Annotated in this window: 14 protein-coding genes; 4 read left to right on the plus strand and 10 right to left on the minus strand. The window is 35.4% G+C overall.

The genetic code is table 11. The annotated features are described in order from the left end of the window. The first annotated feature begins 62 nt into the window (after positions 1–62). Positions 63–1301, plus strand: a complete 1239-nt coding sequence (locus NBE98_RS12520; RefSeq protein WP_250815316.1) for a BaiN/RdsA family NAD(P)/FAD-dependent oxidoreductase — start codon at positions 63–65, stop codon at positions 1299–1301. Positions 1302–1372: 71 nt separating this feature from the next. Here the strand turns inward: NBE98_RS12520 and NBE98_RS12525 are convergent, their stop codons facing one another. The 8 genes from NBE98_RS12525 to NBE98_RS12560 form a co-directional block, all read right to left on the minus strand. Next, positions 1373–3700, minus strand: coding sequence for an MASE3 domain-containing sensor histidine kinase (locus tag NBE98_RS12525; protein ID WP_250815317.1), 2328 nt, complete (start codon positions 3698–3700; stop codon positions 1373–1375). 101 nt (positions 3701–3801) lie between these two features. Further along, on the minus strand, positions 3802–4551 hold the full coding sequence (locus NBE98_RS12530) for an acyl-[acyl-carrier-protein] thioesterase (RefSeq protein ID WP_250815318.1): 750 nt from the start codon (positions 4549–4551) through the stop codon (positions 3802–3804). Positions 4552–4553: 2 nt separating this feature from the next. After that, positions 4554–5096 (minus strand): phosphatase PAP2 family protein, encoded by a 543-nt coding sequence (locus NBE98_RS12535; protein ID WP_250815319.1) that lies wholly within the window; start codon positions 5094–5096, stop codon positions 4554–4556. A gap of 118 nt (positions 5097–5214) precedes the next feature. Continuing rightward, entirely contained in the window at positions 5215–5580 is a 366-nt protein-coding gene (locus NBE98_RS12540; protein WP_250815320.1) for a DUF1667 domain-containing protein, read from the minus strand. A gap of 75 nt (positions 5581–5655) precedes the next feature. After that, a complete protein-coding gene (locus tag NBE98_RS12545) occupies positions 5656–6915 on the minus strand; it encodes an NAD(P)/FAD-dependent oxidoreductase (protein ID WP_250815321.1) in 1260 nt (419 codons plus the stop codon). A gap of 23 nt (positions 6916–6938) precedes the next feature. Further along, entirely contained in the window at positions 6939–8378 is a 1440-nt protein-coding gene (locus tag NBE98_RS12550; RefSeq protein ID WP_250815322.1) for an NAD(P)/FAD-dependent oxidoreductase, read from the minus strand. 183 nt (positions 8379–8561) lie between these two features. Next, entirely contained in the window at positions 8562–10058 is a 1497-nt protein-coding gene (gene glpK, locus NBE98_RS12555) for a glycerol kinase GlpK (RefSeq protein WP_250815323.1), read from the minus strand. A 52-nt stretch (positions 10059–10110) separates the two neighbouring features. After that, the gene (locus tag NBE98_RS12560) at positions 10111–10674 is read right to left on the minus strand and encodes a glycerol-3-phosphate responsive antiterminator (RefSeq protein ID WP_250815324.1); all 564 of its coding nucleotides are present in this window, start codon (positions 10672–10674) and stop codon (positions 10111–10113) included. A gap of 232 nt (positions 10675–10906) precedes the next feature. Between NBE98_RS12560 and NBE98_RS12565 the strand changes: the two genes are divergently transcribed. The 3 genes from NBE98_RS12565 to NBE98_RS12575 are packed head-to-tail and all read left to right on the plus strand — an operon-like array spanning position 10907 to position 12762. Next, positions 10907–11236: a PadR family transcriptional regulator gene (locus NBE98_RS12565; protein WP_250815325.1), complete on the plus strand. Its 330-nt coding sequence runs from the start codon at positions 10907–10909 to the stop codon at positions 11234–11236. Further along, entirely contained in the window at positions 11229–11843 is a 615-nt protein-coding gene (locus tag NBE98_RS12570) for an HAAS signaling domain-containing protein (RefSeq protein ID WP_250815326.1), read from the plus strand. Before NBE98_RS12565 ends, NBE98_RS12570 begins: the two co-directional genes overlap by 8 nt. Position 11844: 1 nt before the next feature. Further along, positions 11845–12762 (plus strand): DUF4097 family beta strand repeat-containing protein, encoded by a 918-nt coding sequence (locus NBE98_RS12575; RefSeq protein WP_250815327.1) that lies wholly within the window; start codon positions 11845–11847, stop codon positions 12760–12762. 44 nt (positions 12763–12806) lie between these two features. Here NBE98_RS12575 and NBE98_RS12580 read toward each other — a convergent pair whose 3' ends face one another. Both NBE98_RS12580 and NBE98_RS12585 read right to left on the minus strand, forming a co-directional pair. Then, positions 12807–13004 (minus strand): DUF1858 domain-containing protein, encoded by a 198-nt coding sequence (locus NBE98_RS12580; protein ID WP_250815328.1) that lies wholly within the window; start codon positions 13002–13004, stop codon positions 12807–12809. A gap of 129 nt (positions 13005–13133) precedes the next feature. Beyond that, positions 13134–14420, minus strand: coding sequence for an adenylosuccinate synthase (locus NBE98_RS12585; protein WP_250815329.1), 1287 nt, complete (start codon positions 14418–14420; stop codon positions 13134–13136). Positions 14421–14436: the final 16 nt, after the last annotated feature.

A 14436-nucleotide genomic window follows, 5' to 3' on the forward strand; every position in this document is an offset into this window, starting at 1 on the left:
TTAAGTTTAGGATAAAATATAAAGATGACATGAAACTTATAAAAGCTAAGGGAGAGATTATTTTGAGGCATGAAGTTATTATTATAGGCGGCGGTGCTGCTGGAATGATGACAGCAATACTGCTTAAGGATATGGGAATAGATGCAGCAATATTAGAAGGAAGCGACAGAGTAGGTAAGAAGCTTTTAACCACCGGAAATGGTAGGTGCAATATTACAAATAAGTATGCCACAGAAGATAGATATCATAGTGATAATCCTGACTTTTTCAAATATGCACTAAATGCTTTTAAAGTTAGTGATACCATAGATTTCTTCTCTTCTATCGGGTTACCCCTGACAACCCTTGAGGAGGGGAAAATGTATCCAGTGTCTCTTCAGGCTTCTTCAGTGCTTGACATTATGAGACTTGCATTATCAGATAGAAATATATCCATATACTTAAACTCAAAGGTTAAGTATATAAGAAAAACTAAGAAGGGCTTTATACTTGAAACTTCAACTAATGAAAGCTATGAGTGCAGCAAAGTAATATTAACCTGCGGCGGCAAATCCTTAGCACCAACAGGCTCTGACGGCTCAGGTTATGCGATGGCTAAAAATTTAGGTCATAAAGTAGTGAATCCTATACCAGGAATAGTTCAATTAAAGCTTCACTATCAGAATTTAAAAGCATTATCAGGAGTTAAATTTAATGGAATAGCAGAATTACTTATAGATAATGAGCTTGTAAAGCGTGAGTTTGGAGAAGTATTGTTTACAGATTACGGTATATCAGGTCCTCCAATTTTGCAATTAAGCCGGACAGCTTCCTATGCCCTTTCAAAGGGAATAAAGACTTCTCTTAAAATAAACATTATGTACACGATGAAGTATGATGAATTAGAGAATTTCCTTGAAACTCATTTCGCCCTATTCAGCCATAGAAGTGTTCATGACTGCTTTATTGGGATAATAAACAAAAAACTTATACCAGTTATTTTAAAAGAAGCTGGAATAACCGATATTCATAAAGCTGCCTGGGACTTAAATTATAGAGAAAAGAAAAATTTGTATAACCTGTTAACATCCTGGGAATTCGCTGTTACAGACACTAATGGTTTTTCAAATGCTCAGGTTACTGCTGGCGGAGTTGATACAAAGGATGTAAACCCTGAAACTATGCAATCTCTTCTCATTCCAAATCTATATTTTGCAGGTGAAATTTTAGATGTAGACGGAGACTGCGGAGGCTTTAATTTGCAGTGGGCATGGAGCTCTGCCTATGTTGCAGCAAACGCTGCCTCAAAGCTAAGCAAATAAGTTCAACTTTGTTTAAGAAAATAAAAAGAATGAAGAATTAAATGTGAAACCCTATCAATTCTTCATTCTTTTTATTTATAAATATCCGAAAACTCTACGCTTATCTTTTCAAAATTTTCCCCTTGAATGCTGTTAGTATTCACGTCCTCATATTCATCAACAATATTCACAGGTAGTTCAATTATGAACTCCGTACCTTTTCCATACTCGCTTTGAACTCTTATAGTTCCACCATGAAGCTCAACTAATGACTTAACAATAGAAAGACCAATACCGCTGCCTTCATGACTTCTAGTAAGAGATTTATCAACTTGATGAAACCTTTCAAAAATTAAGCTTTTCTTATCTTCAGGAATACCTATGCCATCATCCTTTACAGAAATTAAAATATTGTCATTTCTATCATATATATTTACTAATATAGTTCCTCCTGAATTAGTAAACTTAACAGCATTAGAGAGGAGGTTTAACATAATCCTATCTATTTTATCGTGATCACAGGCAATAACTTTTTCTTCTACTTCTGTGTCAAACAATAAACTTATGCCTTTGTTTTCTATATATTCCGATACTGAAAAAGTTATATCTTCAACTACACTTACTATGTTATGATTTTTTAACTGAAGCTCAAAGAATCCAGCATCCATCTTAGTTATATCAATTATATTACTAACTAACCTTAACAGCCTATAGCAATTTTGCTGCAAGGTATCGATATATTTCTTTATTTTATCATCCGTACCGTATAGATTTATAAGCTGTACCGCTGAAAGTATAACATTTATAGGAGTTCTAAGCTCATGGGATATATTAGCAAAAAACTCTGTTTTTAATTTATCATATTCTCTAGCTTCACCTAAGAGTCTCTTGTTTTCTTCTGAAGCTTTCTTTATTTGCTCTATTTTCTTTATCTCAGTTATATCTCTAATTACAGATACCATAGCATTTTTATCCTTGTACGGAAAATAAGCTGCAGTGGCCTCAACATCTATAATACTTCCATCTGATTTTATATATTTCTCCTCAACAAAAGGTAGCGGAACCCCTTCTTGCCCTAATAATTTTTTCCTTCCCTTAACTATTTCGTGATAATCTTTATGGATGAAATCCAAAAGACTTCTCCCTATTAAGTCTTCGGGTTTATCAACTCCTAAAAGCTTTGCCGAGGCTAAGTTCGCATAATTTATTATAAATCTGCTGTGAACTATTATGGCTGCAGGAGAGAGCGTAAGTATCTTTTTGTATCTATCTTCACTCTGTCTTAACTCCTCTTCTTTTTCAATAGCTTTAATTGCAAAGGAAATATCCTCACAAAGACTTCTAAGCAGGTCAATTTCTTCCTTTGCCATAGAAGAACATTCCTGTGAATAGAAAGCCATAATGCCAATGACTTCCGCACCGACTACAAGCGGAAATATTGCACAGGAGTTTATATTATGCCTAATAATACCTTTTCGAAATTCAACATGCTTTATTTTGTCTTGAATATCATTTAACATCATATATCCGCTAGTATTGATCATATTGCTAATCATTCCATTTTTATATAATTCACAGCTATTAAGATGTTCTGATAACAATTCTGTTTCATCTTTATTAAGTCCCCATTGGGCTGCAGGCTCAAACTCTTCAACTTCCTTATTAACAAGTCCAATCCAAGCCGCCTTAAATAAACCATCCTCAACTGCAATTCTGCAAGCTTCTTCATATAATTCTCTGGAATTATGATTTCTTATAACCGCATGGTTTATTTTACTGAGTACTTTATAAAGCCTATTCACTCTATTAAGTTTTTCCTTAGCATCCTTTAGTCCTGTACCCTCAACGATAACCCATTCATCATTCTTTTTTACAAGCATGAACTGGTGACTTTGTATTATATCTATGACATCTGAAGCACTGCAGTTTTTTAAGCAATAGGTACATAAAGCAACTATTTTGTAGCTGTTAACTATTTTATTAAGACGATTTTCATATTCTATAAAGCTCTTCCACAGCTTTGTTTCAATCCAACTTTCATCACCGCAAACTCTAAGACCATGGAACCCCTTCCCTATAATACTATCATGCAGCTCAACCCATTTATTTATTAGGTTTTCAGGTTTAACCTTTCCATCTTGTAAATAAAAATCTTTATAATCACCTATAGACAGTTGTCCACTTTCTAAGTATTTTCTTACATTTGGCACCTGCTTTCCTAGCGCCTCTAAAACTTCGCTTTCCTTTACACTATTAGAAGTAATCCATAAGCAGAATTCATTTCCTTCAAGCCCTGCCTTAAAGTATAAAGCTAATATATTCAATAAATCTTCCTTTGTTTCATAAAGCTGGCTAAGATGAGTTCCCCATGGCACATATCCTATAGCCTCAATACCGGAAGGTATTAGTTTTTTTCTCATACTGTTTCCTCCACACCTCTCCTGCACAAATCGACAGTATAACTATCAGTATACATTATTTTATCAAAATTATAAGTTTAATAAAATAATAGGGAGAAAATTTAAATTTTCTCCCAAATAGTTTTAAGAAGCGTTAACTCCTTACCCTCTTTATCTATAATTTTATGAATACAAGTAGTTTGATTGTCATTTACTTTTGTTTCGGTAAATACTGTTATAGTCTCTCCATAGGTAGTTTCTTTTTCGTATGTAACTTTTATATTTTTCAGAGTATAGTTGATTACTATCCCCATTGGTACTGTTTCTATGGCCCAAGCAATATATTTTGCATTGTTAACATGCTGGTTAGTATCTATATCACTATATCTGACATTAAACATTTTTTCACTGTTTACATTCTGGAGTTTTTCTATGTCTCCAATCTCTAGTATGCTCTCATCATCTACATCCAAGCCATAGAACTTGTATATATCCTGCCCAATTCTCGCTGGTCTTCTTCTTTCAAGATTTATTAAGAACCAAACAGATTCAGCTTTACCTAGAAGCTCTCCTTGAGAATTGAATATTTCAAAAGCTCTATAGGCGTAAAATTTTCTCATAGAATAAGGGCAGGTTTTTATCTTAATTATGTCCCCATAAACCGGATACTTATACATATCAATATTCCATTTATAAAGCACCCAGGCAAGCTTATTTTCCTTTAGATAATCTATCCCAATACCTAGCTCCTCGGACTGCTTTGTAGCTATATCTCCTAAAAAATCTACTATGCTTGTTATCAGCGCTCTACCTCTGTTATCTACCTCGTAGTAGTGTATTTCATATTCTTTTTCATATATAAATCCAGGCATGATTAATTCTCCTTTCTAAAAAAACCTTTTCCTAATTTAACAGCCAATTTCCCACATATCAACCCTAAAACTATCCCTCCAAGTATATCGGATGGATAATGAACATGAAGATATATTCTTGAAAAGGCTATAAAAGAAGCTAGTGCCAGCACCCAATACTTATACCTTGCCTTACTGAATAAAAATGCTCCAAATACAGCAAAGGAAGAAGTAGTATGTCCTGAAGGGAATGAATACGACTTAGGCAACTTAATTATAAAATCAAAACCAAACTCGATTCCTATAGGTCTTTGCCTTGTTATAATATTTTTAAGTATTTGGTCTCCTATTATATTTCCAATAGCTAAAGCTATAAGTACAGATATCCCAAGTCTTCTAATCTTTGTATCTTTGTTAATCATAAGAATTATTGCTAGAGCTATCCATACCTCTCCATGATTATTTATGAGTGAAAAAAAAGGCATTAATTGATCAAAAAAAGCATTCTTTATTCCTTCTGAAAAAAATCCTAAGAGATCTCTATCCAATTGCTTCAAATAACTCATAAGTTTTCCAACCACCCTCCAAAATCATGTACCAATGCTACTATTATACTAGCATATTGTCCATTTAACAATTAAGTATAAAAAAGGAATTTAGCCCAATACCAAATTCCTTTCACTCTTACACCTTGGATATATTTTTTGCGGCAACAATATCCGTTCCCGTATCTAAAATATTTTCTATAATTACATCCCCAATTTTTACAGGTGCTTCCACTACAATACCTTTCAAAACTCTAACACAATCAAATATCTTTCCCTTAGGAATATCTTTTTCAGTTTTTACTGGAAGAACTTCTTCCGATCCACCCTTTACAAATACAGTAGTAGTTAGTATTCTAGTTGGATTTGTACATTCCTTTATTCCATAAAGTTCTCCACGCTTGCAGCTATTGCCCTTCACTTCTATATTGTTTTCATCTATTATATCTATTTCTAAGCTGCATCCTAAAGGGCAATTTATACATATCAATTCTCTCTTTTCCATAACCTACTCTCCTTTCAATCAAGCTGGGGCAGTTTAAGACTATTCGCAAGCTGCCCGTTAGAACCATTTACACCTTTAGACCTCCACCTTGATAATTATTTTCTTGCACTCAGGATGCCCATTAAACATATCCTTTTTTAGCTTTACTATCTCCATTTCTCCAGGAGCTAGAACTTTTTTCTTAATATGCATTTCTCTTGTATCATCGAAATAAACAGATATATAGCTGTTGTTAAATACTGTTTTGACTCTAAATTTAATATCAATACTCTCTTCAATATTTGAGGGGCTAATATATTTAGGAACAACATAGCTTATACCATTACCTGTTATAACTTCAACAACATACCCTTCCTGATTCTTCTGTCCTTTTATAAATCTAGCCGCATTTTCTCCAGCTGTATAGCTTTCTAAGGTTACGTAATCAACTAAATCGTGTACATGAAGAACATTACCGCAGGCAAATACGCCTTCTATATTTGTCTGCATGCTTTCATTTACTTCTGGCCCGTTAGTGGTATTGCTTAAAGCCACTCCTGCTTTCTTTGAAAGCTCATTCTCAGGCACAAGACCTACAGAAAGTAGAAGTGTATCACAAGGTATATATTCTTCGGTTCCTTTTACAGGATTGCGATTTGAATCCACCTTTGCTATGGTTACTCCTTCAACTCTATCTTTTCCCTTAATGTCAATAACAGTATGACTAAGCTTAAGAGGTATATCATAGTCATGAAGGCACTGAACGATGTTTCTTTTAAGTCCGCTTGAATAAGGCATAAGTTCAACTACAGCTTTAACCTTACAGCCTTCAAGAGTCATTCTTCTAGCCATTATAAGTCCTATATCTCCTGAACCAAGTATCACTATTTCCCTGCCCGGAAGCTGGCCCTTAACATTTACAAACTTCTGAGCAGTTCCAGCTGAGTATATTCCCGAGCAGCGACTTCCTGGTATGTTTATTGCCCCTCTTGGCCTTTCTCTGCAACCCATGGCCAATATTACAGCCTTAGCCTTTATCTCAGTTATTCCGTCTATATCATTAACAACAGTCACTACTTTATCCTTGTTTAAATCTAAAACCATTGTATTTAATTTATAGGGTATATTAAGCTCCATTGCCTTATCAATGAATCTTTGGGCATATTCAGGCCCAGTTAGCTCCTCCTTGAAGGTATGAAGTCCAAAACCATTATGAATACACTGGTTTAAAATCCCCCCTAGCTGATTTTCTCTTTCAAGTATTAGTATGTCTTCAGCGCCATTTTCCTTAGCAGCAATAGCAGCTGCCAATCCAGCAGGACCTCCGCCAATTATCACAATATCATACTCTTGCATTATATAATCCCCCTTAATTTTCCTTACTTAATGCTGTCCTTATTCTTTCCAACTAAGAGCTTAGAATTGCCGCCAAACTTAGTAATCTCTGTTGGGTCAACCTCAAATTCTCTTGATAAAATGTCCAAAACTCTTGCAGAACAAAAGCCCGCCTGACATCTTCCCATACCCGCTCTTGTTCTTCTCTTTACTCCATCTAGTGTGGTTGCTCCAAGTGGTCTTCTTATTGAATCCAGTATCTCACCTTCTGTTACAACCTCACACCTGCAAACAATTCTTCCATATTCAGGCCTAGCCTTTATAAGTTCGTTTCTTACTTCATTGCTTAACTCTCTAAATTTGGGGATTCCTTTTCTGATAGGATTGAAGCTTTCATTTTTATTTGGACTAAGCTTATCTATCACTATCTGAGCTACCATTTCAGCTATAGCTGGAGCACTTGATAGTCCAGGCGATTCGATGCCTGCCGCATTTATAAAATTCTCTGCCTCCTTAGCTTCTCCAATAATAAAATCATCTGCTAAGCTGTGAGCTCGAAGCCCTGAAAATGAAGTTATTACTTTGTTTAGCGGAAGGTTCTTAACGCTTAGCTTACCCTTTTGAACTATCTCCTCCAAGCCTTCTCTTGAGGTTACTAAATCTTCTTTTTCTTCAACATCAACAGCGTTTGGTCCTAAAAGAAGATTTCCATCTACAGTAGGGGTAACAAGAACCCCCTTACCCATTGAAGTCGGAAGCTGAAATATAGTTCTTGAAATCAAATTTCCAACCTCTTTATCAAATAGGCAGTATTCTCCTTTTCTTGGTATAATACTTAACTTTTCGCTGCTTATCATATTGTTAAGCTCATCTGCAAAAACTCCTGCGGCATTTATTACAACTCTTGCTTCAAGATGTCCATCATTTGTATCAACTATATAACTATTTAATTTCTTTTCAATATTTAAGATTGGTGCATTAAATTTAAATTCAACTCCATTAGCATGTGCGTTTTCGGCCAAGGCAATAGTCATCTCATATGGACAAGTAATGCCGCTGGTGGGAGCGTAAAGAGCTCCTACTGCCTGATCTGATATATTGGGCTCCAGTTCCTTAATTTCTTCTTTACTTAATATTTTCAAATCAGAAACCCCATTTATTTCACCCTGGCTTTTCAGATCCTCAAGCTTATACAAATCGCCCTCATCAAAACATAAAACGAGCGCCCCAATTCTTTTAAAAGGAAACTCAAGCTCCTGTGAAAGCTTATCAAACATAGCATTGCCCTTAGCATTTAGTTTTCCTTTTAAAGAGTTTGTCTTGGCATCAAAACCAGCATGTACGATAGCGCTGTTTGCCTTTGTTGTTCCTGCTGCAACATCTGACTCTTTTTCAACAACACAAATATTTAATTCAAATTTAGATAATTCCCTTGCTATGGAACAACCTATAACTCCTGCACCAACTATTAAAACATCATACATCCCCTAATCCTCCCTTTGTATTTACTTCTACTAAAATTTTCCTTCAAAATCATTTTATCAATTTAACTTGATAAAATTTTTCAACAAAAAAAGAGCCAATATATAAGGTTTCCCTTAGATATTGGCTCTCGTTCTCTCGCCTATCTATATTATATCACTTAATCTTGGTAATTTCAAGAACCTTTAATCTTCTTCCTTTTCCCATTCCATTGCTCTTTTTAATGCCCTATGCCAGCCCTTTAAAAGCTTAGCCCTTTTATCTTCATCCATTGCTGGTCTAAACTGTTTCTCTATGCTTCTATTTTGTGAGATTTCCTCTTTATCCTTCCAATAGCCAACTGCCAATCCTGCAAGATAAGCTGCTCCAAGTGCAGTGGTTTCAACAACCTGAGGTCTATCAACTCGAACACCTAATATATCAGATTGAAACTGCATCAAGAAGTTATTTGAGCTTGCACCACCATCTACATTTAATTGAACTAGAGAAATACCGGAATCCTCCTGCATAGCCTTTAAAACATCATTAGTTTGATATGCTATAGACTCAAGAGTTGCCCTTATAAAATGTTCTTTTTTTGTTCCTCTAGTAAGCCCCATAACAGTTCCTCTTGCATATGGATCCCAATATGGTGCACCAAGCCCAGTAAAGGCAGGAACTACATATACCCCATTAGTATCCTCAACCTCTAGCGCATATCTTTCCGACTCTGAAGCATTTTTTAACATCCTAAGCTCATCTCTAAGCCATTGAATAGATGCTCCGCCTACAAATATACTTCCTTCTAAGGCATACTCTATTTTATTGTCTACGCCCCAGGCTATAGTGGTTAAAAGCCCATGTTTTGAGTTTACAGCCTTTGAACCTGTGTTCATAAGCATAAAGCAGCCAGTACCATAGGTATTCTTTGCCTCACCTTCCTTAAAGCAAGTCTGCCCAAATAAAGCAGCCTGCTGATCTCCTGCAATACCTGATATTGGAATTTCTTCACCAAAAAGCACCTTGCTAGTATGACCATAAACCTCGCTAGAAGGTTTAACCTCTGGAAGCATTTCCTTTGGAATATTAAGCGCCCTTAATACCTCCTCATCCCACTCGAGAGTATGAATATTATAAAGCATTGTTCTCGCTGCATTTGAATAATCAGTTACATGTATCTGCCCCTTTGTTAAATTCCACACAAGCCAAGTATCTATGTTTCCAAATATAAGATTTCCCTTTTTTGCTTCTTCTCTTGCATTTGGAACATTGTCTAAAATCCACTTAATTTTTGTTCCAGAAAAATATGGGTCTAGAATGAGACCTGTCTTTTCTTTTATTTTTCCTTCAAAACCAAGCTTCCTAAGTTCTTCGCAAATTTCTGAAGTTCTTCTGCACTGCCAAACTATTGCATTATGAACAGGGATCCCTGTTCTTTTATCCCAAACAACTGTAGTCTCTCTTTGATTCGTTATTCCTATAGCTGCGATATCAGAAGCTTGGAGATTTGCCATAACCAAAGCTTCTACAGCGACTCCAAATTGTGTAGCCCATATTTCGATTGGATCGTGCTCTATCCATCCGGCCTTAGGGTAAATTTGTTTAAATTCCTTTTGAGCCTTGCTAATAACAGAACCTGATTTATCAAATATTATACATCTAGAACTGGTTGTCCCCTGGTCTAACGCCATTATATACTTCATTTAACCCTTCCCCCTATATATTTGTAAACAATTACATAAAACACTTTTAAAACTACATATCCCATAGCTCAGAAGCACTTGTAGAAACTGCAATAGCTCCACTTGATAAAGCCTCCATAGCATCCTTTTTCTCAGTTATTAAACCACCTGCTATTACCGGGACATGTACCTTGCTCTGAAGCCTATGGATTATCTTATTAGCTATTCCAGGCATCACTTCAACCGCATCTGGAGCAGCATCTTTTATATTTTTGGCACCAGTCTCTAGAGAGAGAGAATCTATAATAAAAATTCTCTGTATAGTGCTTAAACCAAGCTGCTTTGCATATTTCACATTGGTTGCTTTTGTAGTTATAATTCCGTGTGGCTCTATATATTTTTTTATAAATTCAAGCCCTGCAAAATCTCCCTTTAACCCCTCCAACATATCTATATGTATAAACACGAGCTTATTGGAAGCTTTCAATTTTTCGCATATCCCCTTTATAGTTATAACATTACCGTATAAAACAAACACTACCTCAGCATTACTATTAGTAACCTTATTTAGATCAACATCGTTTCTCAAGGCTGCTATTATAGGATTTTCTATGAGAACTTCTTCTAAGTTGTACATTCGCTTACTCCTAACAAAATATATCTTTAAACCATACATCTTATCTTATATTAAACTAAATAAAAAAATATAATATAATAACTGTTAGTTCAATTATATCACAACATATCCCTCAGCAAGTAGTTATTAAAACTTTTACTTATCATCAAAATAGCATTACCTAGTACCTTGCATTATTTAATACCAAACGTTATACTATATATATACAAAAATAACCAAAAGGACTGGTGCTATGAATACTCAACTAAAAAAAGGCATACTAGAGCTTTGTGTTCTTGCTGTACTTGATAAAAAGGATTGCTATGGTTATGAGTTAGTAAATGAAATATCTAAAAATGTGGAAATTTCAGAAGGAACCATATATCCAATACTCAGAAGATTGAATCAAGAAGGTTACTTTCTAACTTATCTTCAAGAATCTCAGGAAGGGCCACCGAGAAAATACTACAAATTAACTGATTTTGGAAAGTCAATAAAGGATGAGTTACTTAAGGAATGGACCGAGCTAGTAGATGGCGTTAATAATATAATAATTGAAGGAGGCGCTGCATTAAATGAATAAAGACGAATTTCTTAAATCCCTCGACGAGGCGCTCACAGGATTCACATGGCAAGAGAAAAAAGACATAATTTATGATTATGAAGAACATTTTAGAATAGGACTCCAAAATGGCAAGTCAGATGAAGGGCTTATTGAAGAACTTGGTGATCCTAAAAGTATTGCAAGTCAATATAGAGAGAATTTAAATGTTGATAATACAATGCAAAAGGGTATAAATCATAACACAGCAAAGGTTAGCAAACTTGATAATACATCAATATCCGGCATAGCAGCCATTAGTCTTCTAATATTTAATCTGATATTTATATTAGCGCCTTTTCTAGGCCTTGCAAGCGCTATAATCGGACTTTTCGCAGGTGCTATAGGAGCTTTCTTCGGCGGTATAGCATTGATTTTTGGAACAGTTTTTGAAAACTTTATAAATGATGTATCCGGGCTTTTAGTCACTGTATCTCCTATTGCTTCAATATTATTTGGTGTCGGAACGACAGCTTTTGGTGTTTTATTTTTTATAGGTGATTGTTATATAGCAAAGTATTTTATAAAAGGTACAGTGAAATATATTAATTGGAATCTGAGAATTATAAAGAAACAAGGAGATATTTAACATGGAAAGGTTTAATATAAAAAAACTAGTTCACGTTCTTTTGGCTGTAATGCTTATCTCTTATGGTATTGGAGCTATAATTATATTTACTTCTCCTAAAGCTATTTTTAGCAGAGAAAAAGGCAACCTTGATGTAGACGAAATAAAGACAGTCACTCTAAAAGGAATAAAAGATATTAAGGTAAATGTGTCAAGCGCAAGCATAAATATTATTCCATCTTCTGAAGCTGAGCTCAAAGCTCACCTTAACGGAAACATTATAAGTATGAGCCCCTACAGAAAACCAGACTTAGAGTGCTATGCTTCTGGCAGCACTCTATATGTTAATGTAAAAACTAACACCAAGATTACCTTGGGATTCTATAGTTCTTCATTAAAATTAGATGTTTATTTACCTTCATCTTATATTGATGAATTAAAACTCACGTCTTCCTCAGGCAGTATTCATGTGAAGGAATTGGAGCTTAGCAGTCTTCAATGCAATTCTAGTTCAGGCAGTACAACTATTGATAATGTTATTGCGGATAACTTTGATCATTCCAGCAGCTCAGGCAGCCTAACTATAAATGGATTGACCTCGAAGACTTCAAAGCTTTCAAGCTCTTCAGGAAGTATGCGAGTTAACGGATTTACAGGAAACTTAAAGGCATCCTCATCATCAGGAAGCACACGAGTTGAGTATTTGAGCTTCGATAATGATATATCTATAACAGCCTCCTCCGGCAGTGTTGAGTTAAAACTTCCTAAAACAGCTGAATTCTATCTGGATGCTAATGCTAGCTCAGGCAGCATTAGAAGCGACTTTCCTGTTGCGATGACAGGTTCTAGTGATAAACGTCACCTTAAAGGTGTAGTGGGAAACGATAAAAACAAAGTTAGAATTAACACCTCCTCTGGAGGCATTAGAATAACAAAATAAATAAATTAAAATGCCTAGGATTAACTCCTAGGCATTTATGATATCTATTCAAACAACTTATTTAATGCTTCTAACATTTCTTCTACGTCCAATCCATGGACAAGCGCACCCTCTTCAAGGGTTTCCATTTGCGCGCCCGGTCAGCTGATGCAGCCCATTCCAAAGGACATAAGAACTCTAGAAGCATCTGGATGCATTCTAACTACTTCACCAATAGTCATATCACCAGTTACTTTAGCCATTACATTCACCTCACAATATCCTTAAACTAAATCCTACTGTTTTAGTATGATTTGGTTTAAATTATAGCAGATATGTCTACCTATTTAAAGTCCCTTTATAAGTTTATCTCTAATTTATTATTTTATTCATTATATATCTGCTACTTCCATTGTTTGGTCTCTTCTTGGTCCTACTGACACTATAGAAATCTTAACTCCAGTAAATTCTTCTATTCTTCTTAAATATTTCTTTGCATTCTTTGGAAGCTCCTCGTAACTTCTTGCTTCTGCTACACTTTCATCCCAGCCGTCAAACTCTTCATAAACTGGTTCGCATTTTGCGAGGTCTTCAAGACTTGCAGGGAAATAGTCTATAACCTTATCTTCAAATTTATATCCAACGCATACCTTTATCTTTTCAATGCCTGCAAGTGTATCTATCTTTGTTACAGCAAAACTTGTAAGTCCGGAAACTCTTGCTGAGGATTTCAAAATAACAAGGTCTAGCCATCCGCAACGTCTAGCTCTTCCTGTCGTAACGCCATATTCTCTTCCCTTTTCTCTTATCCACTCTCCCATTTCATCGTTAAGCTCTGTTGGGAAAGGCCCTTTTCCAACTCTAGTTGTATAAGCCTTAGCTATTCCAACAGCACTGTCTATCATAGTTGGTCCAATTCCAGCCCCTGTACAAACTCCGCCTGCTATTGTGTTTGAAGAAGTTACATACGGATAAGTTCCATAATCTATATCAAGAAGTGTCCCTTGTGCACCCTCAAAAAGAACCTTCTTACCTGCCTTAATTTCATCGTAAACCCTAACGGATATATCTCTAACAAAAGGTTTGATTCTTTCTGCATAGGCTGAGTATTCCTTATAGATTTCTTCAAAATCTAATACCTCACCCTCATAAACCTTTGCAATAATTTCATTTTTAGCCTTTAAACTTTCCTGAAGCTTTTCCTTAAGCACATCATTATTGATAAGATCGCAAACCCTTACACCACTTCTTTCAACCTTATCAGTATAACATGGTCCTATACCTTTTCCAGTTGTTCCTATATCATTTTTGCCTCTAGCTTTTTCCTTTAGGGCATCTAATACTCTGTGATAAGGCATAATAACTTGGGCTCTATCACTTATTATCAGATTCTCTGGAGTAACTTTAACTCCTAAACCTTCTAAATAATCAATCTCAGCAAACAAGGCTTTAGGGTCAAGCACCATTCCATTTCCCATAACATTTAGCTTAGTTCCATATAGAATACCAGAAGGTATAAGATGCAGCTTATACTGCTTATCTCCCACCTCAACGGTATGGCCTGCATTATTTCCGCCTTGAAACCTAACTATAACCTCAGCCTTTTCAGCAAGGTAATCAGTCATTTTTCCCTTACCTTCATCTCCCCATTGAGCTCCAACTACTATAAACGCTGACATATAAAAAACCTCCAAT

This window comes from Clostridium swellfunianum, assembly GCF_023656515.1.
GTDB lineage: Bacteria > Bacillota > Clostridia > Clostridiales > Clostridiaceae > Clostridium_AT > Clostridium_AT swellfunianum.

Bases quoted from the DNA above. Each gene is read 5' to 3' on its own strand.
- NBE98_RS12525 (WP_250815317.1), bottom strand. From the start codon at position 3,700: ATGAGAAAAAAACTAATACCTTCCGGTATTGAGGCTATAGGATATGTG.
- NBE98_RS12530 (WP_250815318.1), bottom strand. From the start codon at position 4,551: ATGCCTGGATTTATATATGAAAAAGAATATGAAATACACTACTACGAG.
- NBE98_RS12535 (WP_250815319.1), bottom strand. From the start codon at position 5,096: ATGAGTTATTTGAAGCAATTGGATAGAGATCTCTTAGGATTTTTTTCA.
- NBE98_RS12540 (WP_250815320.1), bottom strand. From the start codon at position 5,580: ATGGAAAAGAGAGAATTGATATGTATAAATTGCCCTTTAGGATGCAGC.
- NBE98_RS12545 (WP_250815321.1), bottom strand. From the start codon at position 6,915: ATGCAAGAGTATGATATTGTGATAATTGGCGGAGGTCCTGCTGGATTG.
- NBE98_RS12550 (WP_250815322.1), bottom strand. From the start codon at position 8,378: ATGTATGATGTTTTAATAGTTGGTGCAGGAGTTATAGGTTGTTCCATA.
- glpK (WP_250815323.1), bottom strand. From the start codon at position 10,058: ATGAAGTATATAATGGCGTTAGACCAGGGGACAACCAGTTCTAGATGT.
- NBE98_RS12560 (WP_250815324.1), bottom strand. From the start codon at position 10,674: ATGTACAACTTAGAAGAAGTTCTCATAGAAAATCCTATAATAGCAGCC.
- NBE98_RS12565 (WP_250815325.1), top strand. From the start codon at position 10,907: ATGAATACTCAACTAAAAAAAGGCATACTAGAGCTTTGTGTTCTTGCT.
- NBE98_RS12570 (WP_250815326.1), top strand. From the start codon at position 11,229: ATGAATAAAGACGAATTTCTTAAATCCCTCGACGAGGCGCTCACAGGA.
- NBE98_RS12575 (WP_250815327.1), top strand. From the start codon at position 11,845: ATGGAAAGGTTTAATATAAAAAAACTAGTTCACGTTCTTTTGGCTGTA.
- NBE98_RS12585 (WP_250815329.1), bottom strand. From the start codon at position 14,420: ATGTCAGCGTTTATAGTAGTTGGAGCTCAATGGGGAGATGAAGGTAAG.